This is a genomic window from Sphaerisporangium album (assembly GCF_003323745.1).
GTDB classification, from domain to species: Bacteria; Actinomycetota; Actinomycetes; order Streptosporangiales; family Streptosporangiaceae; genus Sphaerisporangium; species Sphaerisporangium album.
Genome location: NZ_QOIL01000002.1, coordinates 1 through 24,942, shown reverse-complemented (window position 1 = coordinate 24,942; position 24,942 = coordinate 1). Strand labels below are relative to the sequence as shown.

19 protein-coding genes and 2 rRNA genes are annotated in these 24,942 nt (G+C 71.6%); 9 read left to right on the top strand and 12 right to left on the bottom strand.

Features of this window, described 5'->3' with window-relative positions; all coding sequences use genetic code 11:
* Nucleotides 1–34: 34 nt before the first annotated feature.
* Nucleotides 35–1,462, bottom strand: a complete 1,428-nt coding sequence (locus DQ384_RS02765; protein ID WP_114027471.1) for an aldehyde dehydrogenase family protein — start codon at nucleotides 1,460–1,462, stop codon at nucleotides 35–37.
* Nucleotides 1,463–1,692: 230 nt separating this feature from the next.
* On the opposite strand from DQ384_RS02765, the gene DQ384_RS02760 reads away from it, so the two are divergent.
* Nucleotides 1,693–2,337, top strand: a complete 645-nt coding sequence (locus DQ384_RS02760; RefSeq protein ID WP_114027084.1) for a TetR/AcrR family transcriptional regulator — start codon at nucleotides 1,693–1,695, stop codon at nucleotides 2,335–2,337.
* Here the strand turns inward: DQ384_RS02760 and DQ384_RS02755 are convergent.
* The gene (locus DQ384_RS02755; protein WP_114027083.1) at nucleotides 2,334–3,839 is read right to left on the bottom strand and encodes a PucR family transcriptional regulator; all 1,506 of its coding nucleotides are present in this window, start codon (nucleotides 3,837–3,839) and stop codon (nucleotides 2,334–2,336) included. The two genes, DQ384_RS02760 and DQ384_RS02755, sit on opposite strands and share 4 nt — an antisense overlap.
* Nucleotides 3,840–3,957: 118 nt before the next feature.
* On the opposite strand from DQ384_RS02755, the gene gabT reads away from it, so the two are divergent.
* Nucleotides 3,958–5,334: a 4-aminobutyrate--2-oxoglutarate transaminase gene (gabT, locus tag DQ384_RS02750; RefSeq protein ID WP_114027082.1), complete on the top strand. Its 1,377-nt coding sequence runs from the start codon at nucleotides 3,958–3,960 to the stop codon at nucleotides 5,332–5,334.
* Here the strand turns inward: gabT and DQ384_RS02745 are convergent.
* The 3 genes from DQ384_RS02745 to DQ384_RS42030 are packed head-to-tail and all read right to left on the bottom strand — an operon-like array spanning nucleotide 5,331 to nucleotide 8,149.
* Nucleotides 5,331–6,365, bottom strand: coding sequence for a PAS domain-containing sensor histidine kinase (locus tag DQ384_RS02745; RefSeq protein WP_181870989.1), 1,035 nt, complete (start codon nucleotides 6,363–6,365; stop codon nucleotides 5,331–5,333). The genes gabT and DQ384_RS02745 overlap by 4 nt on opposite strands.
* A 36-nt stretch (nucleotides 6,366–6,401) precedes the next feature.
* Entirely contained in the window at nucleotides 6,402–7,847 is a 1,446-nt protein-coding gene (kaiC, locus tag DQ384_RS02740) for a circadian clock protein KaiC (protein WP_114027080.1), read from the bottom strand.
* 2 nt (nucleotides 7,848–7,849) lie between these two features.
* Nucleotides 7,850–8,149, bottom strand: coding sequence for a circadian clock KaiB family protein (locus DQ384_RS42030; protein WP_220182750.1), 300 nt, complete (start codon nucleotides 8,147–8,149; stop codon nucleotides 7,850–7,852).
* Between the two features lie 270 nt (nucleotides 8,150–8,419).
* On the opposite strand from DQ384_RS42030, the gene DQ384_RS02730 reads away from it, so the two are divergent.
* The 3 genes from DQ384_RS02730 to DQ384_RS02720 all read left to right on the top strand — a co-directional run bounded on the left by DQ384_RS02730 (nucleotide 8,420) and on the right by DQ384_RS02720 (nucleotide 10,498).
* Nucleotides 8,420–9,085 carry a response regulator transcription factor gene (locus tag DQ384_RS02730; protein ID WP_114027078.1) on the top strand — a complete coding sequence of 222 codons (666 nt, stop codon included), beginning with the start codon at nucleotides 8,420–8,422 and terminating at the stop codon, nucleotides 9,083–9,085.
* 213 nt (nucleotides 9,086–9,298) lie between these two features.
* Nucleotides 9,299–10,159: a sensor histidine kinase gene (locus DQ384_RS02725; protein ID WP_114027077.1), complete on the top strand. Its 861-nt coding sequence runs from the start codon at nucleotides 9,299–9,301 to the stop codon at nucleotides 10,157–10,159.
* Between the two features lie 87 nt (nucleotides 10,160–10,246).
* Entirely contained in the window at nucleotides 10,247–10,498 is a 252-nt protein-coding gene (locus DQ384_RS02720; RefSeq protein WP_114027076.1) for a hypothetical protein, read from the top strand.
* A gap of 31 nt (nucleotides 10,499–10,529) precedes the next feature.
* Here DQ384_RS02720 and DQ384_RS02715 read toward each other — a convergent pair whose 3' ends face one another.
* From DQ384_RS02715 to DQ384_RS02695, 5 genes are all read right to left on the bottom strand, one after another.
* Entirely contained in the window at nucleotides 10,530–11,792 is a 1,263-nt protein-coding gene (locus DQ384_RS02715) for a saccharopine dehydrogenase family protein (RefSeq protein ID WP_114027075.1), read from the bottom strand.
* Nucleotides 11,793–12,109: 317 nt separating this feature from the next.
* Nucleotides 12,110–13,396 carry an extracellular solute-binding protein gene (locus DQ384_RS02710; protein WP_147268609.1) on the bottom strand — a complete coding sequence of 429 codons (1,287 nt, stop codon included), beginning with the start codon at nucleotides 13,394–13,396 and terminating at the stop codon, nucleotides 12,110–12,112.
* 139 nt (nucleotides 13,397–13,535) lie between these two features.
* Nucleotides 13,536–15,047 carry a CoA-acylating methylmalonate-semialdehyde dehydrogenase gene (locus DQ384_RS02705; protein WP_114027470.1) on the bottom strand — a complete coding sequence of 504 codons (1,512 nt, stop codon included), beginning with the start codon at nucleotides 15,045–15,047 and terminating at the stop codon, nucleotides 13,536–13,538.
* 8 nt (nucleotides 15,048–15,055) lie between these two features.
* Nucleotides 15,056–16,354, bottom strand: coding sequence for an aspartate aminotransferase family protein (locus DQ384_RS02700; protein WP_114027073.1), 1,299 nt, complete (start codon nucleotides 16,352–16,354; stop codon nucleotides 15,056–15,058).
* Nucleotides 16,355–16,604: 250 nt separating this feature from the next.
* Nucleotides 16,605–18,137: an MFS transporter gene (locus DQ384_RS02695; RefSeq protein WP_220182749.1), complete on the bottom strand. Its 1,533-nt coding sequence runs from the start codon at nucleotides 18,135–18,137 to the stop codon at nucleotides 16,605–16,607.
* A 73-nt stretch (nucleotides 18,138–18,210) separates the two neighbouring features.
* Between DQ384_RS02695 and DQ384_RS02690 the strand changes: the two genes are divergently transcribed.
* From DQ384_RS02690 to DQ384_RS02675, 4 genes are all read left to right on the top strand, one after another.
* Complete coding sequence (locus DQ384_RS02690; protein ID WP_220182748.1) at nucleotides 18,211–19,023, top strand: TetR/AcrR family transcriptional regulator C-terminal domain-containing protein; 813 nt, start codon at nucleotides 18,211–18,213, stop codon at nucleotides 19,021–19,023.
* Between the two features lie 174 nt (nucleotides 19,024–19,197).
* On the top strand, nucleotides 19,198–20,808 hold the full coding sequence (locus DQ384_RS02685; protein WP_114027072.1) for a PucR family transcriptional regulator: 1,611 nt from the start codon (nucleotides 19,198–19,200) through the stop codon (nucleotides 20,806–20,808).
* Nucleotides 20,805–21,923 carry a DmpA family aminopeptidase gene (locus DQ384_RS02680; protein WP_220182747.1) on the top strand — a complete coding sequence of 373 codons (1,119 nt, stop codon included), beginning with the start codon at nucleotides 20,805–20,807 and terminating at the stop codon, nucleotides 21,921–21,923. The genes DQ384_RS02685 and DQ384_RS02680 overlap by 4 nt, the downstream gene beginning before the upstream one ends.
* Before the next feature lie 496 nt (nucleotides 21,924–22,419).
* A complete protein-coding gene (locus tag DQ384_RS02675) occupies nucleotides 22,420–23,976 on the top strand; it encodes a phosphodiester glycosidase family protein (protein ID WP_245966217.1) in 1,557 nt (518 codons plus the stop codon).
* A 652-nt stretch (nucleotides 23,977–24,628) separates the two neighbouring features.
* Here DQ384_RS02675 and rrf read toward each other — a convergent pair.
* Both rrf and DQ384_RS02665 read right to left on the bottom strand, forming a co-directional pair.
* Nucleotides 24,629–24,745 (bottom strand): 5S ribosomal RNA (rrf, locus tag DQ384_RS02670).
* Nucleotides 24,746–24,855: 110 nt separating this feature from the next.
* Nucleotides 24,856–24,942: ribosomal RNA gene (locus tag DQ384_RS02665) — 23S ribosomal RNA — on the bottom strand; the annotation flags it as partial.

The window sequence follows — 24,942 nt, the reverse complement described above, 5'->3', positions numbered from 1 at the left end:
CCGCCGCCCGGACGGCGGCCCCGCCGCGAGATGCCTAGAGGACCAGCCCGGTGAGCACCATCACCTTCTCGTAGGTGAAGTCCTCCATCGCCGAGCGCACGCCCTCGCGCCCGACGCCGGACTCCTTGACCCCGCCGTAGGGCATCTGGTCGGCGCGGTACGACGGCACGTCGCCGATGATCACCCCACCGACCTCCAGCTCCTTGTTCGCGCGGAAGGCGAGGTCGAGGCTGCGGGTGAACACTCCGGCCTGCAGGCCGAACCTCGAGTCGTTGACGGCGGCGAACGCCTCGTCGGCCGAGGCGACCGGCTGGATGACCAGCACCGGGCCGAAGACCTCCTCGCACACGACCTTGGCGCCCGCGGGCACGTCCGCGAGGACGGTCGGCGCGACGGTGGCCCCGTCCCTGCCGCCGCCGGCCAGGACGCGGGCGCCGCCCTCGACGGCCTCGTTGATCCACTGCTCGACCCGCTCGGCGGCCTGCACCGACACCAGCGGCCCCACCTGCGTCTTCTCGTCGGCCGGGTCGCCGACGACCAGGGCGTCGACCGCGGCGAGCAGCTTGGGCGTGAACGCCTCCAGCACGGACTCCTCGACGATCACCCGCTGCACGGCGATGCAGCTCTGGCCGGCCTGATAGTTGGAGAACAGGGCGACGCGGCTCGCGGCCCAGTCCAGGTCGGCGTCGGCGAGCACGACCGCCGCGGCGTTGCCGCCGAGCTCCAGCGTGACGTGCTTGCGCGGCACCTGGTCCTGGATGGCGTACCCGACCGGCCCCGAGCCCGTGAACGACACCACCGGCAGGCGCGGGTCCTCGACCAGGGCGCCGGCGCGGTCGTTGGGCACCGGCAGGACCGAGAACATGCCCGCGGGCAGCCCGGTCTCGGCGAGCAGCTCGCCGAGCAGCAGGGACGACAGCGGGGTGGCGGGCGCGGGCTTGACGATCACCGGCGCGCCGACGGCGATGGCCGGGGCCACCTTGTGGGCGACCAGGTTGAGCGGGAAGTTGAAGGGTGTGATCGCCAGGACCGGGCCGTGCGGCTGCCGGGTGATGTAGGCGAGCCGGCCGGTGGCGGCGGCCTCGGTGTCGAGGCGCTGGGTGACGCCGCTGAAGCGGCGGGTCTCCTCGGCGGCGACGCGGAAGGTCGCGACCGCGCGGCCGACCTCGCCGCGCGCCCAGAAGATAGGCTTGCCGTTCTCGGCGCTGATCAGCGCGGCGATCTCCTCGGCGCGCTCGGCCAGGCGCCGCGACACGTGGGCGAGGGCTTCGGCGCGTACGTGGATGGGCAGGCCCGCGGCCTCCTTGCGGACCGCGTGCGCGGCGGCCAGGGCCTGCTCGGTCTGCTCGGGCGTCGGCACCGAGGCGATGCCGGCGACGCGGCCGTCGTGGGGGTTGGTCACCGTGAGCTCCGCCTCGCCCCGGGCGGGCGAACCGGCGAGCCAGAAGGGGCGTACGTCCATGACCATGACCGTATGTCACGTAGCCGGAGGGAGCCCCCACTCCACTACGGACAAGCGGCCGGGGAGACCGCTACAATCCGCATAAGACACGGTACTTCCCCTTTCTGTAACAGACATGCCGCAATTTCAGAATGTTTTCTATTGCATGTCGGTTTGAAGCCTCTGACACGTGGTTAAGTCCCCATGCGGGTCCGCGCGGGGACCCTTGGTGAGAAGGGTCTGGGTCGCTCATGGGTTCGCCGGCGCCGCTGGGTCTCCAAGGGGCGTACGCACTGGGCAACCAGACGTCCCATGACGAGTTACGCAACCGTCTCATCCAGGTGGCGGGGGACCTCCTTCTGACCCATGGCGCCGACAGCCTTACCGTACGCCGCATCGCCAGCGAGGCCGGCTGCTCCACCACGGTCGTCTACACGATGTTCGGCAACAAGGAAGGGCTCGCCGAGGCGCTTTATCTCGAAGGCTTCGAACGTTTCCGGCGCCGGCTCGCCGCGGTGCCGCGCCACCCCGACCCGCTGGAGTACCTCACCTCGCTCGGCCCCGCCTACCGCGAGGCGTGCCTGGCCGAGCCGGGCTACTACAGCGTCATGTTCGAGAAGGCGATCCCGGGCTTCGAGCCGAGCGAGCGGGCGCGCACGCTGGCCAGGGCCGCGGTCAACGCCCTCGACCGCGCCATCGCCGACTGCATCACCGCCGGGTACCTGGTCCCCACCCAGCCGCGCAAGATCGCCGACTGCCTCTGGGCCGCGGCGCAGGGGGCCGTCAGCCTGGAACGTGCCGGTCACCTCAGGGACGAACGGGTCTACCTGTCCGTGACGCTGGCCGCCATCAGCCGCTATCTCGTCCACAAGGACAGCCTCCCGATCCCCCTCTAGCCCCGCCGGCCGGTACCCGGCTCCGGCGCGGACAGGGCGATCCACAGCTCGGCGCGCACGGCGGGCTCGTCCAGGTCGCGGCCGAGCAGCTCGCGCACCCGCCGCATGCGGTAACGCAGGGTGTGCCGGTGGACGCCGAGCCGCTGCGCCGCCGCGTCCCAGTGGCCGTTGCAGGCGAGGTACGCGCGCAGCGACTCCACCAGGTCGGCGCGCGAGCCGTACTCCCGCAGCGGGGCCAGCAGCGAGGACGCGTAGCCCGCGAGCATGCCGGGGTCCACCAGCGACAGCAGCCCCTGGCCGGCGAGGTCGGGAAACCGCATGACGGGGGCCGCGGACGCCAGCGCCCGCCGGGCCTGGTCGAGCCCGGCCGCGACGTCCGGCGCCGCGACCGGCCCGCTCGCCCCCACCCGGCCGTGCTGCGAGGCAAGCGCGATGACCGGCTCGGCGTCGTCCTGGGCGGCGAGCGCCACGACGAGGTCGTCTCCCCACGGCGCGGCGAAGGCGGGCAGCGCGTCCTGGAGCGCTTCGGCGTCGCGCGGCTCGCAGGCCAGCACCACGAGCCGCCCGTCCGGGAGGCCGGTCCCCGGACCGGGCCGCCCGGCCCGGTGGGGCTCGGGGCCGCCCGCCGCCTCCAGGACCTCCTCGGCCGACCGCCGGTCCCCGGTGAGCAGCAGGCGCAGCGCGGCCGCGCGGACCCGGCGCGTGGCGGCGAGCCGCACCCGTTCCTGTTCGAGCGCGAGGGTGAGCAGGGAGCCCGCGGTGTTGACGACGGTGTACCCGACCGGCGAGAACGGCCGCTCGGCGCCGACGGCGAAGAACCCCCTGACGCGCGGCCGGTCGCCGAGGGGCTGAACGATCACGTGCTCGGACGGCCCTGAGACGGCCAGGCTGGAGGGCGCGCCGGGGGCCAGGAGCCTGCGCACCTCCCCCCGGGCGGCCTCCGCCCCCGCGGCGGCGCCCTCACCGGCCGCGCACATCACGTCGCCGGCGTCGTCGAGCAGCACGGCCCAGCCGTGGATCTCCCTGGCGAGCCGCTCCACCACCGCGTCCGTGCCCCCGGCCCGCAGCGCGGCGCGGGTGAGCCGTCCCTGGGCGGCGAAGGCGTCGCTCAGCTCCTCGTACCGCTCGGCCGCGAGCATCTCGCTGACGGCCTTGCCGATCGCGATGAACGGCGTCTCCCGGGGTACCTCGACGAGCGGCAGCCCGGCGCCGGCGGCGGCCTCGACGAACGCGGGGGGCACCTCCTCGTGACCCAGGCCGACGCCGAACCCGAGCCCGGCCACGCCCCGGACGACAAGCCTGGATATATAGGACTCGGCGTCGTGAGGGCCGAGCCGCATCCCGGTGGTCAGAAGGAGCTCGTCGCCTTCCAGGAACGGCGTCGGGTCCTCCAGCTCGCTGACGGCCACCCAGCGCACCGGCCGGTCCAGCGCGTCCTGCGCCGCGCGAACCCGCAGGCGCAGCGGCGGCATCGCCGTCACCCGCCGCAAGCTCGGAGCCATCGAGTCCCCCGACCCCCTCGAAATCAGCACAAGCTTGTACAACTTGGATAAGGAGAATGGCCTTATTGTGCCATGTCGCCCGATCGGCATCCTGAGCCGGTGGCCGTACGGTCGGAGCATGAGCACCGAGCGTGACGCACACGAGCAGCCCTTCGCGCACGGCGGCCCCTCGCTCCCGCAGGAGCGCCGCCTGGTCACCGAGATCCCCGGCCCGAGGTCGCGGGAGATGTTCGCGCGCAAGCAGGCAGCCGTGCCGCCGGGCATCGGGACCACCCTGCCGGTCTTCGTCACCCACGCGGGCGGCGGCGTGGTCGTGGACGCGGACGGCAACTCCCTCATCGACTTCGGCTCCGGCATCGCCGTCACCACGGTCGGCAACGCCGCGCCGCGCGTGGTCGAGCGGGTCCAGCGGCAGGTCGCCGACTTCACCCACACCTGCTTCATGGTCACGCCGTACGAGGCGTACGTCGAGGTGTGCGAGAAGCTCAACCGGCTCACCCCCGGCGACCACGAGAAGCGCTCGTTCCTGCTGAACTCGGGCGCGGAGGCCGTCGAGAACGCCGTGAAGGTCGCCCGGCACGCGACCGGCCGCCAGGCCGTCGTGGTGTTCGACCACGGCTACCACGGCCGCACGCTGCTGACCATGACGCTGACGGCGAAGAACATGCCGTACAAGCACCGGTTCGGCCCGTACGCCCCCGAGGTCTACCGCATGCCCATGGCCTACCCGTACCGCTGGCCCACCGGCCCGGAGAACTGCGCCGAGGAGGCCGCGGCGCAGGCCATCGACGCGATCGACAAGCAGATCGGCGCGGCCAACGTCGCGGCGATCGTGATCGAGCCGATCCAGGGCGAGGGCGGCTTCGTCGTGCCGGCCCGCGGCTTCCTGCCCAGGCTCGCCGAGTACGCCAAGGCCAACGGCATCGTGTTCGTCGCCGATGAGGTGCAGACCGGCTTCGCCCGCACCGGCCACCTGTTCGCCTGCGAGGACGAGGGCATCGTCCCCGACATCATCTGCACCGCCAAGGGCATCGCGGGCGGCCTGCCCCTCGCCGCCGTCACCGGCAGGGCCGAGCTGCTGGACGCCGTCCACGTGGGCGGCCTCGGCGGCACCTACGGCGGCAACCCGCTGGCCTGCGAGGCCGCGCTGGCCGTGCTGGAGACGATCGAGGCGGAGGGCCTGGTGGAGCGGGCCCGGCGCGTCGAGGCCGTCATGCTGCCCCGGCTGCGCGCGCTGGCCGAGCGATTCGACGTCATCGGCGACGTGCGCGGGCGCGGCGCGATGATCGCGATCGAGCTGGTCGTGCCGGGCTCCAAGCAGCCGGACGCGGCCGTCACCGGCGAGATCGCCCGCCGCTGCCACGCCGAGGGCCTGGTGGTCCTCACCGCGGGCACCTACGGCAACGTCCTGCGCTTCCTGCCCCCGCTCGCGATCTCCGACGCCCTGCTCGAAGAAGGACTGTCGATCCTGGAGAAGGCGCTCTCGGCGCTCTAGGCGGACCGGGCGTCACCGCGCCGCAGGCGGAGACAGAAGCAGCCGTCCGCGTCGGGTTCGTACCAGGCGTCGCCGCCATTGGCCCGGGCGAGGCTGCGGACGATCCACAGGCCGAGCCCCGTTCCCTCGGTCTCCCGTTCGACCCCCGGCTCACGGCTGAAACGCTCGAACAGCCAGGGCACGAACGCCTCGGGCACGCCCGCGCCGTGGTCGCGCACCCGGACCTCCACCCAGCCCGCCCGCTCGACCGCCGACACCTCGACCGGCGGGCGCCCGTAGGCGAAGGCGTTCTCCAGGTAGTTGCCGAGCATCGCGGAGAACTCCTGGCGGTCCACGAGGGCCACCAGGTCGGGGCTGCACGACAGGTGGACGTCCTGGGACCCCCCGTCCAGTTCGCCGAGCTGTTCGAGCATGAACTCCAGCACCGGCACGCGCTCCGCGGCGCCGGACACGCCGCCGATGTCGATGGTCGAGGCGATGAGGAGCTTGCGGACCAGGCTCTGCAGGCGGGCCACGCGGCCGGCGATGCGGTCGACGATGTCGGCCCGCTGCTCCTCGGCGAGCGCGGCCACGCGGTCGCGCAGCACGTCCACCAGCACGCTGATCGTGGCCAGGGGGTTGTGCAGCTCGTGGGCCGCGATGGCCACCACGATGTTCTGGCGGTCCAGGGCCGCCTCGAGTTCCCGCTCGGCGTGCGTGTGGCGCGTGATGTCGCGCAGCGCCGCGACGTACAGCCGCTCGCCCTCCAGGATCGTGGCGGTGACCCGCATCTCGACCACGCGCCTGCCCCCGCCGGGAAGCATCAGGTCGATCTCGGCCGACTCGCCCGCCACGATGGGGAAGCCGAACTGGGTGCCGATGAGCTCGCGCGTCGAGCGGGCGAAGAGGTCGGCGGCGGCGGGGTTGCACAGCCGGATGATCCCCCGCTCGTCGACCGCGACGATGCCGTCGGCGGAGGCCGAGACGATCACCTGGCTGATGTCGCCGCCGGACCTCGCGTCGCCGGCCCTTCCCGGCTCGGCGTCCGTCACGGGCCTTCGGTCAGGCCGGCGATCCTTCATCAGGCCTCACTTCGCGCCGTCCGGGGTGCCGTTTCGCATGCCCTCGCCGATGTGCATGCCGGTGCCGTCGATGGTGACGTCGCGGATGCGGTGATCGTGGGCGGAACCTCGCGACTGGAGGACCGCGATGGCACGCCGGATCTCGTCGTCGCGTTCGGTGTACCGGAACATGATCGAGATGTCCACCAGACCCGCGATCACCGGAGGGTCCACCGGCGTGAACCGCCCGCCGGGCGCCGACACGTACAGCGTCGTGATCTCGCGGCGGCGCAGGATGGCCGTCAGCGCGAGCACGAAGTCCAGCAGCGCCTTCGGGCTGGCGACGCGCTCCAGCGCGGACAGCGGGTCGACGACGAGCCGGGCGGGCGCGAACTCCTCGACGGCCCGCCTGATCTCCAGGAAGTGGTCTTCGAGCGACGCCGCCTCCGGGTACCCGGACACGATCCTGAGCAGACCGGACGCCTCCATGGCCGCGAGGTCGAGGTTCCAGCCGCCGGCGTTGCGCACGAGCTGCTCGCGCGTCTCGTCGAAGCTCCAGTGCAGGCAGCGCTCCCCCGCGGCGACCCCGGCGGCGGTGAAGGCGAGCCCCGTCAACGTCTTGCCCGCGCCGGAGGGCCCGCTGACCAGCACGATCCCGTCCCGGAAGAAGCCGCCGCCGCACATCCGGTCCAGTTCGGCGTTGCCGGAGGAGACGCGGGCCGATGACGCGGTCTCACGAGAGGCGAGGAACGCGATCGGGACGACAACGATCCCCTCCCGCCCGTCGATGGTGAAGACCCATTCGCCGGTGCGGTGCTGCGCGCCGCGGAACTTGACGATTTCGATGGTGCGGCTGCGCCGCTGCCGCCGCAGGACGTTGCGCAGGATCATGACGTTGTCGAACACGAACTCCTCGACCCCGTAGCGGGTGACGCCGTCGTACTCCTCGGGCCGCTCGGCGGTGACCACCGAGGTCACTCCCAGTTCCTCGAGCGCGCCGGCGATCCGGGCCAGCTCGTGGCGGACGATCCCGACGTCGGCGAAGCGCAGGAAGATCGAGCCCAGCGAGTCGACCGCGACGCGACGGGCTCCGGTCCTGCGGACGGCGTGCCCGACGCGCGACAGCAGCGCGCCGAAGTCGTAGGCGCCGACGGCCGATTCCTCCTCGCCGAGGCTCGCCGACACGTCGACGAACGCCCACTTCCCCGCGCCCTCCCACCGGTCGATCGTGAAGCCCAGCGAGGCCGAGTTGCGCCGGATGTCGGCGGAGGTCTCCTCGAAGGTGACGAACACCCCGGGCTCGTCGAAGGTCGTGATGCCACGCGCGAGGAATTCGACGGCGAACAGCGTCTTGCCGCTGCCGGTGGTGCCGCTCACCAGCGTGGACCTGCACGCGGGGAGGCCGCCCAGGGCGATCTGGTCGAATCCGTTGATCCCCGTGGGGACCCGCTTGATCGCGTCGCCGCCGGTCATCGTCACCGCCTATCCGGGGGCAGCTCGTCCGCGGCCGGCAGGCCGAGGGCGACGGCGGCGCGGCCGTGGTCGGACAGGTCCCCGATCACCCGTCGCTGAGGGAGCGGCGCGAGCCGGACCACCGTGGGCGTGGCGAGGATGCGCCCGTCCTCCGCCAGGTCGGGGCGTTCGGAGGCGTCGACGATCTCGACCTCGTACCCGCCGGGAAGCCTTGAGTCGCACAGGAAGCGCAGGTTGACCTCCGCGGTCTGGGACCGCTCGGTTTTGCCCGCCACATACAGCCGGAAGGAGTAGACGGTCACGCGAGCCCCCGCCGTCCCGCCCCCGGATGCGTCATCGCCACCGACACCCCCACCTCGCGAAGACCTCTGCGACCGGCCCGCCTCGATCGCCGCGACGTACCGCGCGTAACGTCGTGACCAGGACCGTTGGACGAAGCGTGCGGACACCCCGGCGTCTCCCATCAAAGCGGAGATGCCCGATTTAAAGCTATTTATCCTTTTTGTCAGCCCGATGGTGGGCCACAGGGCCGCGGAGCGGAGGCGCACGATGGGACCGAGCGGAGCCCGCCGATGACCCGGGTTCTCGTCGTCGAGGACCAGCGGGCGCTGGCCGGAGCGCTGGAGATCGCGATCGGCGCGCAGCCCGACATGGACTGCGTGGGCGCCGTCCCGACCGTGGGGGACGCGCTCGCCCTCACGGAGGCACGGCACCCCGACGTCGTGCTCATGGACGTGCATCTGCCCGACCTCGACGGTATCGAGGGCACCCGGCGGATCAAGGCGTCACGGCCGCGGGCCCGTGTGCTCATCCTGACCGCCGACGTCGACCCCGGCCTGTTCACGGCCGCGGCGGCGGCGGGCGCGGCCGGGTTCCTGGCCAAGGACGCCGCGTTCCCCGACATCCTCCGCGCGATCCGCGCCGCGGCCGACGAGAAGATCATCATGGTCGAGGGCCGGACACTCAAAGCGCTCCTCGCCCACCTCGCCCCCGCCGGGCCGCACCAGGCCGTGCGGGGGAACTGGGCCATGCTGACCGACCGCGAGCTGGAGGTCCTCGGCCTGATGGGCGAGGGGCTCGATCCCCGGTCGATCGCCGGACGCCTCGTCGTCAGCCCGCACACGGCCCGTGGCCATGTCAAGAACCTCATGACGAAGCTGGGCGCGCACAGCCAGCTCGAAGCGGTCGTCGTGGCCATCCGCACCGGCCTGATGCCCGGCCCGCACTCCCCCCGCTGAGCCCACGTTCAGCCCATCTGAGGGGTGTGTTCGGACCACATGAGGGTCGCGGGCCATCGGCCGAACCTCTAGCGTGGTCGACATGTCTGGACAGGACCCCGTCGCACGACGTCGGCGGGCCGTCACCGTGTCCGACGGGCACGCGCGACATGCACCTCACCGGCGATCCACACGCCCCGGTGTCCGGTGGGCGCGCGCCGAGGGAGGAAGGACATGGACCTGCGACGCTTGACACGTTTGTGCGACTACATCGACGCGATCGACATGCCGGCAGAATCCCGGCGTTCGTCCGATATGACGCCCGCGCATCCGGGCGAGGACGAGATCGACCGCACCATCCGCACCGTCACCTCCACTCTGGGGGGGCTGAACCGGGCACTGCGCCGGCAGCGTGACTTCGCCTCCGACGCCTCACACGAACTGCGCACCCCCTTGGCCGGACTGCGCGCGCAACTGGAAGAAGCCCTTCTCCACCCCGGTGAGCAGGACCTGCACGAGGTCCTGACGCACGCGCTGGACGACATCGACCGCATGGAGGCGGTCATGGGCGACCTGCTCCTGCTGTCGCGGCTCAACGGGAACACGCCGGCCGAGCGAAGGCCCGTGAACCTGGCGCTGCTGGTCCAGGCGGAGGTCTCCCGCCGGATGGACAAGATCGCCCTGCGGACGCGGCTCGACCAGGAGGTCCACGTCGACATCGTCCCCATCCAGATCGGCCGCCTGCTCACCAACCTGCTGGACAACGCCCAGCGGTACGCCAGGAGCGTCGTGGCGGTCGACGTGACCCGCCACGACGGCACCGGGGAACTGGCCGTCTCCGACGACGGATGCGGCATCGCCGAGGCCGACCGGGAACGCGTCTTCGAGCGCTTCACCCGGTTGTGCGGCCCCCGCGGCCGGGACCGCGGCGGCACCGGCCTCGGCCTCGCCATCGCGCGCGAGATCGCCGACGCCACCACGGGATCCTGTCCGTCGAGGACGCGCCCATCGGCGGGGCGCGTTTCACGCTCCGGCTTCCGCTGGCCGGCCAAGAGACTCCCGCCGGCCGGAATCCGGGCTAGAGCCCCGATTTGATCCATTCTTGACGTCGCCGTAGTCGATCACTAAGGGTAATGGCGCTATAACGGTTCGGGTATATGTTTCTCGATCCACAGGAGCGTGATGAGCCGGGATCCGACCGCGACGGCACGGCTGAACCTGACGTTCGACCCAGAAGATCTCACCGGCCCCCAGCGCGACGGGGACGCCTGCGTCGTCTGCCACAAGAAGTGGCCGCGGCCTCGGGTCCGGGTGGGCAGGCTACCCGGCGGCGCCCCCGTCATGGCGTGCGAGGACTGCGCGAAGGCCCTGCTCCCCGCCACGCCCGCGCCTCGGCACAGCCCCTCTTCGCCCAAGAGGGCCGCTCTCCCCTGATCACCGCCCGGCGGCGCGCCCGCGGCCCGCGTCAGCCGCCGGCCACGCCCGGAGACCCCTCGCGCATCCCCCAGGGAGAGCCGTACTCGTTCAGCAGCGCCAGGAACGGCTCGGGCTCGAACGCCTCGGGGCCGAGGACACCGGCGCCCTTCCACTCGCCGCGCGCGAGTAGCTCCAGCGCGACGACGGGGTGGACCGCCGTCTGCCAGACCACCGCCTGGGCGCCGTACTCGCGCATCGACCATTCGTTGTCGACCACGTGGTACAGGTAGACCTCGCGCGGCTCACCGTCCTTGCCGACACCCTTGATCCAGGTGCCCGCGCAGGTCTTGCCGCGCATCCGCTCGCCGAGCGTCGCCGGGTCGGGCAGCGAGGCCGCCACGACGTCGCGGGGCGACACCGAAATGCCTCGCACGCGCACGGGCTCGGTGGAGTCCAGGCCGAGCTTGTGCAGGGTGCGCAGCACGTCGATGAACTCCGCGCCGAGGCCGTACTTGAACGTCACCTTGCGGACCTTCACCCAGCGGGGGACGAGCAGCACCTCCTCGTGCTCGACGTTCACGCACTCCACCGGGCCGATGCCCTCGGGGAAGTCGAAGACCTCGGGCTCGCTGAACGGCTCGGTGGTGTGCCAGCCGCCGTCCTCCCAGACGACGGGCGGGTTGAGGCACTCCTCGATCGTGGTCCAGATGGAGAAGGTGGGCGCGAACGCCTCCTCCCCGTCCGGGCCCTCGACGACCAGGTTGGCCCCGTCGCGGATACCGATCTCGTCGATGCTCTCGAAGAGGTGGTCGGCGGCGTACCGGGCGAAGACGTCGGCGAGGCCCGGCTCGACGCCCATGCCGACCAGGGCGAGCAGCCCCTTGTCCTCCCAGGCCGCCGACAGCGCGAACTGCTCGTCGCCGAGCTTGACGCCGGGCAGTTCGTACGGCCGGCTGGGGTGCGGCCGGGACAGGGACATGGCCATGTCGAGGTAGTGCGCGCCGGCGTTCAGCGCGGCCCTGAACAGGGGCATGTCGAACCGGGGGTCGACGGCGTTGAAGAGCACGTCGCACGCGTGCTCGCGAAGGGCCGCCTCCACCGCGTCCTGGTCGGAGGCGTCCAGGCCGATGGCGCTGAACCGAAGGGCGTCTCGTCCGGGAGCGGGCCCGGAAAGGACCTGTTTGGAGACCACTGCCTCGGCGCGTGAGCGGTCATAGTCGGCGACGACGATGTGTTCGAAGAATTTCCGGCGCGCGGCGATGGGGACCACTGCGGACCCCACGCCACCTGCGCCTACGAGCAGAATGCGCATGTCATCGACGGTACCAACTGACTGGTCGACCATTCAATACTGGCTGGTCGACCAGTCAGCAAAGAACTACGGACGGCCGGGCCGGCAATGCGGATTTCGTCGTACGGCCCGGCGACCACCGGGGAGAACGCCCGTCACGGGCCCTTCGGGGCACGGATCACACGTCGAGAAGAGCCGCGCACCCACGCGCACACGGCACGCCGCGAGAAGGCGCTCCGGACTCGGGGGGATGATCCGGAGCGCCAGGGGCGGGCGGCGCCCAGCGGGGGAACGGGCGCGCCCGCGGTCTTCTCACGCGTTGTCCAAGATGACCCCGTCTATCCGACGAGCCGTTGCCAGGCCGCGGCCCAGTCGGCATAGTCGGTGCATTCCCCGTCCCGGCCGCCGCAATCCTTGGATGGGCGAACGGCAAAGTCGATCTTCGCGATCCGCGCGTCGTCGTCCACGCCGTAGGCGTCGCACACACGGGCGGCCAGGGCGGCGCGCGCGGCCTGGCCCGCGGTGCCCTTGGGGTCGTAGGAGCAGGCCCGGGGGTTGGCGGGGGCGAGCCCGTTCCACGCGGCCGCCTGCTGCTGCGGCTTGGCCGAGCTGACCCAGTCGATCCACCGGTAGGCGCAGTTGGGCGCCGCCGCCTGCGCCGAGATCATCCACGAGTCGACCCACCCGGTCGTCGTCCCCCGCTCGTCCACGGCCTTCACCTGCCGCCCGGCGCCGCCCGCGACCGCGAGCGTGTAGGGCAGTGCGCGCTCGACCCGCACGCCGCCTCCCGTGAAGCCCTGCACCGCCTCGACGGGGTTCGTCCAGTACGACCGCCCGGCGTCCTTCTTCTCGGCGAGCAACGACACGGCCGCGTCGAACTGCTGCCGGGTGAGCTGGAACGGGTCCTCCACGCCCAGCGCGGGCCGCCGCTTCTTCAGCACGAGCGCGGCGTCGGCGATGGACATCGGGCTGTCCCTCAGCATGACGGGGCCGCGGTCGGAGTACGGCGCGTCCTGTGGCGCCCGCGACAGCGCGCCGGCGTCGTACAGCGTCAGGTGGTATCCCCACAGGTACGGCACCCCGTACACCTTGCCGCCGGAGGTGAACGCGCGCTGGTCGCGCAGCCACTCGGGGATCTGCTGGTAGTACGGGAGGAGCGAGGTGGTCAGCGGCGCGGCCTTCCTCTCGGCGATCAACCGGCCCGCGACCTCCGGAGGCGCCGAGACGACGTCGAACGCGCCCTGGGACACCAGCTTGTCCATGCCGTCGGTGCCGGGCTGCGGGTAGCGCAGGTTCACCTTGCACCCGGAGCCGCGCTCGAACTCCCCCACCCAGTTGACCGCCGAGTCGCTCGCGCCGTACTCGGCGTACCCACGGCCGGCCAGGACGGTGAGCGCGCCCTCACCGCGCCCGGGCGCCGTGGGCCTCGGAGTGGCGGACGCGCCAGGAGCAGGCGTCGCCGGGCTCGGCGAGGCGGAGGGGGCGGGGGACGTCGGGCCGGTCCGCGAGGGCGCCACCCCGGTACGCTCGGACGCGCTGCTCACGGCCCCGCACCCGGCGAGCAGCATCGCGGCGGCCCCGGCCACCGCCGTCAGGCCGGTACGACGTCCTCTGACCTTCGTCACGCGGGCCCCCTTGTCCGCACCGTATGTCCGCACCGTCGTTGCGAGCAGCCTAGCCGGGCGCGGCCGAGGAAAACACCGAAGTGCCGCATGATCGCCATGCGGCACGGGCGGAATCCCAGGCCTCAGCCTGGGGAGCGCGTCACTTGTTGGTGGGGAACCCGAGGTTGACGCCGCCGTGGCTCGGGTCGAGCCAGCGGGACGTGACCACCTTGCCGCGCGTGTAGAAGTGGACGCCCTCGGTGCCGTGCACGTGCGTGTCGCCGAACAGCGAGGCCTTCCAGCCGCCGAAGCTGTAGAACGCCATCGGCACGGGGATCGGCACGTTGATGCCGACCATGCCCACCTCGACCTCGTTCTGGAAGCGCCGGGCGGCGCCCCCGTCGTTGGTGAAGATGGCCGTGCCGTTGCCGTACTCGACGTCGTTGATGATCTTCAGCCCTTCCTCGTAGGAGGACACCCGCACGATCGACAGGACCGGGCCGAAGATCTCGTCCCTGTGGACGACCGACCCCGGCCGCACCTGGTCGATGACCGTGGGCCCGAGCCAGAAGCCGGGCGTCCCGGCGGCCGTCGTGCCGCCCTTGACCTGGGTCTCGCGCCCGTCGACCACCAGCTTGGCGCCCTCGGCGACCGCCGTGTCGAGGTAGGACGCGACCTTGTCCCGGTGCACCCGCGTGACCAGCGGCCCCATCTGCGACTCCGGGTCGTCGCCGGGGCCGATCGTCAGCTCGCCGACCCGCTGGACGACCTTGTCGACCAGCTCGTCGCCGACCGGGTCCACCGCGAGCACGACCGAGATCGCCATGCAGCGCTCCCCCGCCGACCCGAACCCCGCGTTGACCGCGGCGTCGGCCACCAGGTCCAGGTCGGCGTCCGGCAGCACCAGCATGTGGTTCTTGGCGCCGCCGAGCGCCTGCACCCGCTTGCCGTTGCGGGTGCCGGTCTCGTACACGTACCGGGCGATCGGCGTGGAGCCGACGAACGAGACGGCGCGCACGTCGGGGTGCTCGAGCAGGCGGTCGACGGCCTCCTTGTCGCCCTGCACGACGTTGAACACGCCGTCGGGCAGACCGGCCTCCTTCCACAGCCGCGCCATCAGCAGCGACGCCGACGGGTCGCGCTCGGACGGCTTGAGGACGAAGGTGTTGCCGCAGGCGATCGCCACCGGGTACATCCACATCGGCACCATCGCCGGGAAGTTGAACGGCGTGATGCCGGCCACCACCCCGAGCGGCTGGCGGATGGAGAAGGAGTCCACGTTCGTGGAGACGTTCTCGGAGAAGCCGCCCTTGAGCAGGTGCGGGATGCCGCAGGCGAACTCCACGACCTCCAGGCCCCGGGCGACCTCGCCGAGCGCGTCGGAGTGCACCTTGCCGTGCTCGGAGCTGATCAGCGCGGCCAGCTCGTCCCGGTGGGCGTACATCAGCTCGCGGAAGCGGAACAGCACCTGCGCGCGCTTGACCAGCGAGGCGTCCCGCCACGCCGGGAACGCCGCCGCCGCCGTCGCGACCGCCGCGTCCACCTCCTGCGCGGAGGCGAGATCGACGTGCCCGCTCACCTCGCCGGTCGCGGGGTTGAAGATCTCCGCCCGGCGGACGGACGGCTCGTCCGCCTGCGCGCCGCCGATCCAGTGACCGACTCGCTTCGGCACGGAGGCCGTCACTTGCCCGCCTCCTCGTTGATCGTCTCCAGCGCGCTGAGGATGATGCCCAGGCCCTCGCGCGCCTCGTCCTCGGTGAGCGTCAGCGGGGGCGCCATGCGCAGCGCGTTGCCGTACAGGCCGCCCTTGCCCGCGAGCAGGCCCAGCTTCTTGGTCTCCTCCATGAACCGGCCGGCCAGCGCGGGCGCGGGGGCGCCGGTCGCGGGGTCGACGAGCTCGACGGCGAACATCAGCCCCTTGCCGCGGACGTCGCCCACGATGGGCAGGCGGCCCTTGGCCTCGCGCAGGCCGTCGATGAGGATCTTGCCGGTGACGGCGGCGCGGCTCTGCAGGTCGTGGTCGAGGACGTAGTCGAGCGTCGCGTTGGCGGCGGCCATGGAGATCGGGTTGCCGCCGAAGGTCGCCAGGCCGATCGCGTGCGGGCCGTCCATCAGGTCGCCGCGGGCCACGACGCCGCCGACCGCGAACCCGTTGCCGAGGCCCTTGGCGAAGGTCATCATGTCCGGCGTCATGCCGTGGTTCTGGATGCCGAAGAAGGCCGAGCCCGTGCGGCCCCATCCGGTCTGCACCTCGTCGGAGATGAAGAGGATGCCCTCCTCGTCCAGCACCTCCTTGTACGCCTTGAACAGGCCGTCGGGGGCCATGGTGAAGCCGCCCACGCCCTGGATCGGCTCGGCGATCAGCGCGGCGACGTCGTTGGACACGGCCGTGGCGAGCACGTGCCGCAGGTCCTCGACGCAGACCTCGATGTACTCGGCGTCGGAGAGGCCGCGGAACTGGGGAAGGTGGCGGTCGGCGCCGTGCAGGAAGTGCACGTTGAGCGGCGACAGGGAGTTGTTCTTCCAGGAGCGGTTGCTGGTGACCGACAGCGCGCCGAAACTGCGGCCGTGGTAGCTCTGCCGCATGGCGAGCACCTGGTCGGACCTGCGGGCGTAGGTCGCGAGCAGCAGGGCCGTCTCGTTGGCCTCGGTGCCGGAGTTGGTGAAGAAGACCTTCGCGTTCTCGATGCCCGACAGTCTGGCGATCTTCTCGGCGAGCTCGATCTGGCCGCGCAGCAGGTAGACGGTGCTGGTGTGCACCACGCCCGTGGCGATCTGGCGCTCCACGGCCTCGCGCACCTCGGGCACGTCGTACCCGATCATGTTGGTGAGGATGCCGGCGAAGAAGTCCAGGTAGGTATGGCCTTCGGCGTCGACGACGCGGTTGCCCTTCCCCCGCACGATCTCGATGGGCTCGTCGTAGTAGATGGACAACCAGTTGGGCATGACCGCACGATGGCGCGCAAGAAGGTCGGACATAGCCTGATTATGTCGATTTATCGCCATGGGCATTACCCCCAACATGTCGGCGTACCGCGAGTTCACATTACATGCTGGCAACCCGTTGCTTCTATTGTCCTGTGACCCTGTGGACATAATGTCCTGACATATCAGACGCAGGCCTCCGTGCACACGTGACGGCCCCCGCCCCCGGACGGCGGCCCGCGCGCAGCGGGCCGTCACGTGCCGGGGACGGGGGCTCGGCTGGAAGGCGTGCCGTCGCGGAGGGTCAGGCGACGGTCTCGGTCTGGCGGTCGGCGACCGCGGCGGCGGGCGTCGCCCGGGGCCGCAGCATGGTGAAGGCCAGCACGGCCGCGGCGAGCGTCAGGGCGACGTCGACCCACGAGCCGAAGGACATCGCGGACACGAACGCATCCTTGGCCGCCCGCGCCAGCCCCGGGTCGCCGGACGCCAGCGCCGCGCCGATCGAGTCCCTGGCCGCCGCCGGGGCGCCGTCCGGCATCTGCGCGGTGTAGATCCCGGCGAGCACGCTGCCGAGGACCGCCACGCTCAGCGCCATGCCGACCTGCTGGACGGTGTCGTTGAGCGCCGACCCCACCCCCGCGTGCTCCGGCGGCACCGCGCCGAGCAGCGTCGTGTACGCGGCCGGCCCGGCGAGACCGCCGCCGACGCCCATGATCAGCAGGCCGGCGATGAGCTTGACATACCCATCGCCCGGGCCGATGAGGGCGATCACCACGAAGCCCACGGCCATGATCACCATGCCGCCCGCGATCAGCAGGCGGTTGCTGACCCGCTGACCGAGCCCGGCGCCGACGGCGTTGAACAGGGCCGCCGCCACCGCGTACGGCAGCAGTGCGAGGCCCGCCCGCATCGGCCCGTAGCCGAGGACGAACTGCAGGTACTGCGTGAGCATCAGCAGCAGCGCGCCGGTGCCGAACGACAGCAGCACGATGGAGAACGACGAGCCCCGGAAGTTGCGGTCGCGGAACAGCTCCAGCGGGAGCATCGGGTGCTCCGACCTGCGCTCCCAGAACACGAAGATCCCGAGCGCGACCACGGCGACCGCGAGCGCGACCAGCGTGCCCGTCGAGGTCCAGCCCGCGCGGGGAGCCGCGATGACCGCGTAGACCAGGCCCGTCATGCCCACCGTGGACAGCAGCGCGCCGAACGGGTCGGTGGGACGGGCGGGCGCGCGGGACTCCGGCATCAGCAGCACCGCGGCCACGATCGCGAGGGCCGCGATCGGCACGTTGAGCAGGAAGACCGAGCCCCACCAATAGTGCTCGAGAAGGAAGCCGCCGAGCGTCGGCCCGGCGATCACGCCGACCATGGCCACCGCGCTCCAGGCGGCGAACGCCTTGCGGCGCTCGGACTCGTCGAAGACGGTGATCAGGATGGACAGCGTGCTCGGCATCAGGAACGAGCCGCCGACGCCCATGAGCGCCCGCGCGCCGACGAGCTGCCACGGCTCCTGCGCCAGCATCGCCACCACCGAGGCGCCGCCGAACAGGGCGAGCCCGATGATCAGGAAGCGCCTCCGGCCGTACCGGTCGGACAGGCTGCCCGCGGTGAGCAACAGGCCGGCGAACACCAGGATGTAGGCGTCGATGATCCACTGGATGTCCGAGGGCGTCGCGCCCAGGTCACGGATGAGGGACGGGATCGCCAGGTTCAGCACCGTGTTGTCGACGACGAGCACCAGCAGGCTGAGGCACAGGACGCCGAGGATCCACCAGCGGCGGGGGTTCTTCTCCGGGGCACCGCCGTGCCCGGCTTCTCGTACAGTGTTCGAAGTCACTCGCACAGCGTACGATGAGGATCGGACAGTGTGCGAGTGGTTTTATCCTTGAGCGAACGAAGGAGGCTCATACGTGGCGACCAAGCCCCCGTTCATCTCGGTCTGGGCCCGCGAGACCCCGCCGCCCAGGCGTGGGCGCGAGCATCCCGCCCTGAGCCGCGAGCAGATCGTCCGGGCGGCGCTGGAGCTCCTCGACGCCGAGGGCATGGAGGCGCTCAGCATGCGCAAGCTGGGCGCCAGGCTCGGCGCGGGCGCCACCAGCATCTACTGGCACGTGTCCAACAAGGACGAGCTGCTGGAGCTGGTTCTCGACGAGGTGTACGGCGAGGTCAGGATCCCCGAACTCACCGAGCCGGCGAGCTGGCGGGACGCGGCGGCCGTGTTCGCCTACGGGATGCGCCAGGCGATGCTCAAGCATCCCTGGATGGTGCCGCTGCTCGGCGTGCTGCCCAGCTTCGGGCCGAACGCCCTGGCGGTCAACAACACGCTGATGACCGCGTTCGAGGAAGCGGGTTTCACCGGCAAGACCCTGGACTACGCCGTCGGCGCCGTGGTCTCCTACACGCTCGGCGCCACGACGCCCGAGGTGACCTGGCTCAACATGGTCGCGCGCTCGGAGGCCGGCGCCGACGAGTGGCTGACGAACCTGATGCGGCAGGTCGAGGTCGCCGCGGCCGACTACCCCGACATGCTGGCCCGCTACTCCACCGAGGACTTCAGCGACATGGGGGTCGCCAAAAGCCTCACCTTCGATTTCGGCCTGGTCGCCATGCTCGACGGCCTGGAGGTCCGGCTACGGTGGCATCTGGACGAGTCCAAGCCACCGGATCCGTCATCGGCGTCCCCCGCCGTCGACGCCGCCGTCGACGCCGCCGGACGCGGCTGAACCGCGGCGGCCCCTGCGGCGCTCGCGATCACCCACGGTGATCACGATGGCCGCCAGGGGTGGCGGACGGCACGTACGGTGACCGTGCGGACGCGCGCTGACGTGCACGGATACCGTCACCCTGTCAGGTAGTGGGCGGTCGTTCTTACATCGTGATCGGCTACGCTCGGACATATGCTACCGACCCTGGCCGACGTCCTCGCACTGGACGCCGTCCGCCGAGGCAGCCCGCGCGTCGTCGCCGGCGCCGACCGGCTGGACACCCGCGTCCGCTGGGTCCACGTCGGCGAGGTCAGCGACATCGCCCACCTGCTGCGCGGCGGAGAGCTGATCCTCACCACGGGGGTTGCCCTGCCCGAGGAACCCGACAAGCTGGCCGACTACATCGCCGACCTCGCCGCCGTCGGCGCCTCCGGCCTCATCGTCGAACTCGGCCGCAGGTTCATCCGCGAGCTGCCCCGCGCGGTCGTCGAGTCCGCGGAGACCCATGGTCTGCCCCTGGTGACGCTCAGCCGCGAGACCCCGTTCGTGCAGATCACCGAGTCCGTGCACGCCCGCATCATCGACATCCAGCTCGAAGAGCTGCGCGCCTCCGAGCAGCTCCACGAGGTGTTCACCGAGCTGTCGGTCGAGGGGGCCTCACCCGCCGAGGTGCTCACCCAGGTCTCCCGCCTGTCCGCCCGGCCGGCGCTGCTGGAGAACCTCGCCCACCAGGTGCTCGCCTGCGAGACCGCCGGTCGCGATACCGGCGCGCTCCTCGCCAACTGGGAGGCCCGCTCCCGCGCCGTCGCCCCCCACGAGCGCACGGCGTACGACCCCTCCTCCGGCTGGCTGGTCACCATGGTCGGCGCGCGCGGCCACGACTGGGGGCGGCTCATCCTCCTTTGCGAGGCCCCGCCAGGCCCCCGCGACATCGTCCTCGCCGAACGCGCCGCGACGACGCTCGCCCTCGGCCGCCTCCTCGAACGGCACCAGGAGAGCCTGGAGCGCCAGGCGCACGGCACGATCATCACCGGCATCCTCACCCACGCCTACTCCGACCCCGACGAGGCCGCCGCCCGCGCCCGCGCGGTGGGCGTCCCGCTCACCGGCAGGAAGCTCATCAGCGTGGTGCTGCGGCTCACCGACCCGACCGACACCGCGCTCAACCTCCAGGCGCAGCTCGGCGAGCTCGCCGAGGCCACCGCCGCGGCCTGCCGGGACGCGAAGCTGCCCGCACTGGTCGGCGCCCTGGACCAGAACCGCGTCGGCGTCCTGCTCCCCTTGCCGCCGCGCACCGCCGCCGAGACCGCCCTCACCTCGCTCGCCGAACGCCTCCGCACGGCGTTCGCCACGCCGTTCGTCCTCGCCGCCGGCTCCGTCGTCGAGTCCGTGCGGGACGTGCGCCGCAGCTTCCTGGAGGCCGAGCAGGTCGCCGAGGCCGCCGCGCGCCAGCCCGACCGCCGCCCGTACTACCGCCTGCCCGACCTCCGGCTGCGCGGCCTGCTCCACCTACTGCGCGACGACGCCCGGCTGCAGACCTTCGCCGAGCGCGAGCTCGGCCCGCTGCTCGCCCACGACGCCCACCGCGGCGGCGACCTGACCGGCATCCTGCGCACCTACCTCGACGCCGGGCGCAACAAGGCCGTCGCCGCCCAGCGCGCCCACCTGTCGCGGCCCGCCTTCTACGACCGGCTGCGCCGCCTCGAACGCATCCTCGACACCGACCTCGACGACGTCGAATCCTGTCTGTCCCTCCACGTCGCCCTGCTGGCGCTGGAGTCGTTCCGAAGGGAGATCCGGTGAGCCACGGCCAGACGACGGCCATGCGGGCACGTGACCACGGCATCGTGATCGGCACCGGCACCCCAGGCCGGTACAACGCGATCACCGACGTCGCCGGCGTCAAGGTCGGCCACACCACCCTCATCGAGGGCGACGGACCCCGCGTCGTCGGCCGCGGCCCCGTGCGCACGGGCGTGACGATGGTGCTCCCGCACGGCGGCTCCGCCTTCGACGAGCCCCTGTACGCGGGCTACCACTGGCTGAACGGCAACGGCGAGATCACCGGCATGGCGTTCCTCGACGAGTTCGGCCTGCTCGGTTCGCCGATCGGCATCACCAACACCGCCTCCGTGGGCGTGGTCCGCGACACCATCGTCGAGATCGAGGTCGCCTCCCTCGGCAAGGGGCGTCAGGCCTGGTCCCTGCCCGTGGTCGGCGAGACCTGGGACGGCACCCTCAACGACATCGACGGCCGGCACGTCAGGCCCGAGCACGTCAAGGCCGCCCACGCCTCGGCCTCCGGCGGCCCGGTGGCCGAGGGCGCGGTCGGCGGCGGCACCGGCATGATCTGCCACGGCTTCAAGGGCGGCATCGGCACCGCCTCGCGCGTGCTCCCCGAGCGAGACGGCGGCTACACCGTGGGCGTGCTCGTCCAGGCCAACCACGGCATCCGTGACCGGCTCACCGTCAACGGCGTGCCGGTCGGACGCGAGCTGGACGACGTGCCGCGCCCCGCGATGCCGCGCCCGTCCTACGAGGGCGCGGGGTCCATCATCGGCATCGTCGCCACCGACGCCCCGCTGCTCCCCCACCAGTGCCGGCGGCTCGCCCGGCGTGCCGGGCTGGGCGTCGGGCGCACGGGCGGCGCGGGCGAGAACTCCAGCGGCGACGGGTTCCTGTGCTTCTCCACCGGCAACCGCGACCTGCCCACCAACGCCCTGGACGCCGACCCGCCGCGCACCTTCCAGGTGTCCGTCCTCGCCGACGACCACATCAACCCGCTGTTCTACGCCGTGATCGAGGCCACCGAGGAGGCCATCGTCAACGCCCTGGTGGCCGCCGGCACCATGACCGGCGCCGACGGCGTCACCGCCCATGGTCTGGACGGCAAGCGCTTGGCCGCCCTGCTCACGTGAGCGTGCCGTCCACCGGTCTCGTAAGGTGACCGGCCTCGGGGACCGGTCGTCGCGTCCCCGGTGCGGTGTCTAGTCACGACGCCCAGGTCCCGTCCTCTCGCTGCGGTCCTTCTCAATCGGCCTCATTCGGCGCCCGGTCGGCGGGGACCGTTACGGCGAATCCGGTGCCGCCGCATGGTCCGTCACCCGGTGAACGTCGCGGGACAGCGCACTGGCCCGCCGCGGCCAGGCGGCGACGGCGCCGAAGACCCCAACGACCCGCCGGAGCCGAGCGTCGGTGAACACGGGCCACGGCGTGCCGGTTAGCAGCGCATTCACCAGTTGTAACGCTCACAGCCCAGCACAGAGGAGGAATTCAACACTTAATAGAACATTTCCGGATGGCGGATAACAGTCGGTTACATTCTCATAGACGTCGGCGTGTTCCCGGGCGCTCGGCGTGTCCCAGCCAAGACCATGGTGCGGCAAGGATGCGATCACCCCCCGGGAGCCCTTGATGCCACGTCCGATGCCGCGCCTGACGCCGCGCCCCCAAGGGCCGTTGACGCCGCGCCCCCAGGGGTCGTCCCATCCGGCGCGACGCCGCCTCCGCGCCGGCCTTCTCTCCCTGTCCCTCCTCGTGGCCGGCGCCCCGTCCGTGGCCCTCGCCGGGACGGCGGCCCCCGCGTCGCGCGTGGAGCTCCCCAGGACCGACTTCCCGCTCGGCCCGCCCGGGCTCGCCGACCAGACGCACACGGCCGTCGCCCCCGGCATCGACCTGTTCACGCTCGTCCACGGCAGCGCCACGGATGGCTACACGGTGTCGGTCCTGATGAAGGGCAAGGACTACGGCACCCGCGCCCAAGCGGAGGCGGCGGCGGAATCGGTCCGCGCGGCCGGGTTCGAGGTCAGCGTCCAGCAGTTCACGCGTCCCGAGGTCGCCGACTACCCGGCAAGCATCGGCTACATGGTCCGTACCGGGTTGTGGACCGTAAAGGAGCGCAAGGAAGCGGACAAGGTCGTGAAGCAGCTCAAAGAGGCCGGCGTCACGGCGAAGGTGGACTTCCTCGGCGACGACGGCGTCCAGTCCACCGGCCCCTGGGACGTCCGCGTCCTCACCATAGACCCTCGCGACTTCCGCGGCTCCTACCACTCCAGCGTGGGCGTGAACGTCGCCAAGCAGGAGAGGCCCTCCGCGATGGCCAAGCAGGCCAAGGCCATCGCCGCCGTGAACGGCGGGTTCTTCAACATCCACACCGACAAGCACCTGCGCGGCGAGCCCGTCGGCATCTCCGTGGTGGACGGCCGCCTGCTCAGCGAGGCCGTTCCCGGCCGCAGCGCGCTCATCCTCAAGGGCCGCTCCGCGCGGATCACCGAGGTGAGCACCAGCGTCACCGCCACCTCCGCCGATGGCGAGCGCACCGGAATCACCGGCGTCAACCGGGCGTCGAAACCCGACGAGCTGATCCTCTACACCGAGGAGTTCGGCGCCGACACCCCTGCCGACGACGGGGCCGAGGCCGTCCTCGACGCCAACGGCCAGGTGCTGGAACTCCGCCCCGCCGGCGGGCCCGTCCAACCCGGCACCCGCGTGCTGCACGGCACCGGCATCATGTCCGACTGGATCTGGTCCCACGCCTGGGAGCAGTGGACGCTCGACATCACCTCCAAGGTGACCGACCTGCGCTCCGGCAAGTCCATCCCCCTCACCCCCGAGACCAGCATCATCGGAGGCGGCGTCGGACTCGTCCGCGACGGCACCGAGCACGTCACCGCCAAGGCCGACGGGCACGCCAACGTCAACATGATCCTGCGCCGCCACCCGCGTACCCTCGCGGGCGTCACCAAGTCCGGCCGGCTCATCCTCGCCGTCGTCGACGGCCGCAAGCCCGGCGTCACCGTCGGAGCCTCCATGGTGGAAGCCGCCCAGCTCATGCTCTGGCTCGGCGCCCGCCAGGCCATCAACCTCGACGGCGGCGGCTCCAGCGCCATGGTCGTCAACGGCAAGGTAGTGAACCACCCCTCCGACGGCACCGAACGTGGCGTAGGCGACGCCCTCCTAGTAACCCCCTGACCCCACCAACCCCCATGCCCTCCTCCGCTAAGGAGACCGCGGGTTCTCCACTAAGGGGACTGCGGGGCAGATCGCCTTCCCCTTCTCCACATGAGCGACCACCCTCCCTCTACAGGGAAGGACCGCCCACCCTCCCCCCTCCATGGAGGGACCGTCTCGAGTCTCCGCCGTAGGGCTCGTCTCCATTGGCGCCGGCGCGGCGGGACGCGGGTCGGCGAACCCGGCGCCTGATACGGCGGCCCACCGGCAACCCGCCACCGGCACCCGCCACCGGCACCCGCCACCCGCCGGCCTTCCTCCGGCCCCGCGCCGGCCCCGGACATGCAAAAGCCGGGCCCCGGAAAAGGGACACCCCCCTCCAGAACCCGGCTGACACCAAACCCCAGCCCGCACCCGCCACCCCGGAAACACCCATAAGCCAGAACCCACGGAACGGGAACGGGGAAGAAAACGGGGAGACCCATCCTCCCGCGGCACGCGGAAACCGTCAGCACCCGGAGCGTGGGAACACGACACACACAGCCACAGCCACAGTGGACGTCGGCACACCGGCAACACGGCGGGCGCCGGAGGGCGGTGGTTTCGAGCTTCCCCGGAAACGCAGGAAGGCCACCCGAAACCTCGGATGGCCTTCCTGCGTCATACAAAGATTGTCCGGCGGTGTCCTACTCTCCCACACCGTCCCCGGTGCAGTACCATCGGCGCTGGAAAGCTTAACTTCCGGGTTCGGAATGTAACCGGGTGTTTCCCTTCCGCTAAAACCGCCGTAACCCCGCGAAACACACAAACCAAGCACACACAACACCACGCCAGACGTGGAATGGTGCGGGTCTCAGGTTTGCTGTCTCTGAGATCACACAGTGGACGCGAGCATGCTCTGTGGTCAAGTCCTCGGCCTATTAGTACCGGTCAGCTCCACACCTTACGATGCTTCCACACCCGGCCTATCAACCCAGTCATCACCTG